The sequence below is a fragment of the Roseovarius sp. D22-M7 genome (assembly GCF_037083785.1).
GTDB lineage: Bacteria > Pseudomonadota > Alphaproteobacteria > Rhodobacterales > Rhodobacteraceae > Roseovarius.
Genome location: NZ_JBAPKY010000195.1, coordinates 1 through 871, shown reverse-complemented (window position 1 = coordinate 871; position 871 = coordinate 1). Strand labels below are relative to the sequence as shown.

Genomic DNA, 871 nt, shown 5'->3' with positions numbered 1-871 from the left:
TGCTTGTCGAGCTGCTCGATCGCCTGGGCGATCGAATTGCGCCGCGCCTCGAAGAGCCGCTGCTGCCCCTCCATCAGGTCCCGCACGTCGGGGCGGCCTTCGGCGGTTTGCGACAGCAGCGGGGCGAAGCGGATCGTGTCGCGCTCGTCGCGCTCGGCCTCGAGCCGCCCGCGCCGGGCGATCAGCTCGAAGAGCTGGCTTTCGACGATCGACAGCTCGGATTGCAGTTCGGTGTCGTCGAGGCGCAGCAGGACCTCGCCGACCGCCACCCTGTCGCCTTCCGCGACGCGGATGGCCTCGACGACACCGCCATCGGGATGCTGGACCACCTGCCGGTTCTGATCGACCTCGATCTGCCCGCCGGCGATGATCGCCCCCGAGATCTGCGTCATCGCGGCCCAGGTCCCGAACCCCCCGACCAGCAGCAACAGCCCCAGCACGCCGACGATCATCGGCTTGCGCACCGACCATGCGTCCGCCGATCCGGAGCGTTTGTCGGGTTGGCTCATTGCACCCCTCCCAGTTCGGGCGTTTTCGAGATCTCGCCATGGTTCCTGACGACGCTTTTCAGCACCTCGTCCTTGGGGCCGAAGGCGCGCACCGTGCCATCCTCGAGCATCAGGAGCGTGTCGCATTCCCTGATCGCGCCCGGCCGGTGCGCCATGACCAGGACCGACTTGCCCGCGGCCTTGAACCCCTTGATCGCGCGGTTGACCGCCTCGCTGCCGTCATTGTCGAGGTTCGAGTTCGGCTCGTCGAGCACCAGGATCACCGGGTCGCCATACATCGCCCGCGCCAGCCCGATGCGCTGCATCTGCCCGCCCGACAGGCGCCCGCCCCCCGGCGTGACACGGGTGTCGTAGCCATCCGG

General features: G+C 68.7%; 1 protein-coding gene and 1 pseudogene. Both read right to left on the bottom strand.

From position 1 onward, the window contains the following. A pseudogene (locus V8324_RS22090) lies at positions 1-509 on the bottom strand (biotin/lipoyl-binding protein); the annotation flags it as partial. Beyond that, a partial coding sequence (locus tag V8324_RS22085) for an ATP-binding cassette domain-containing protein (RefSeq protein WP_336422021.1) occupies positions 506-871 on the bottom strand: 366 nt, incomplete at its 5' end. The pseudogene V8324_RS22090 and the gene V8324_RS22085, both read right to left, overlap by 4 nt.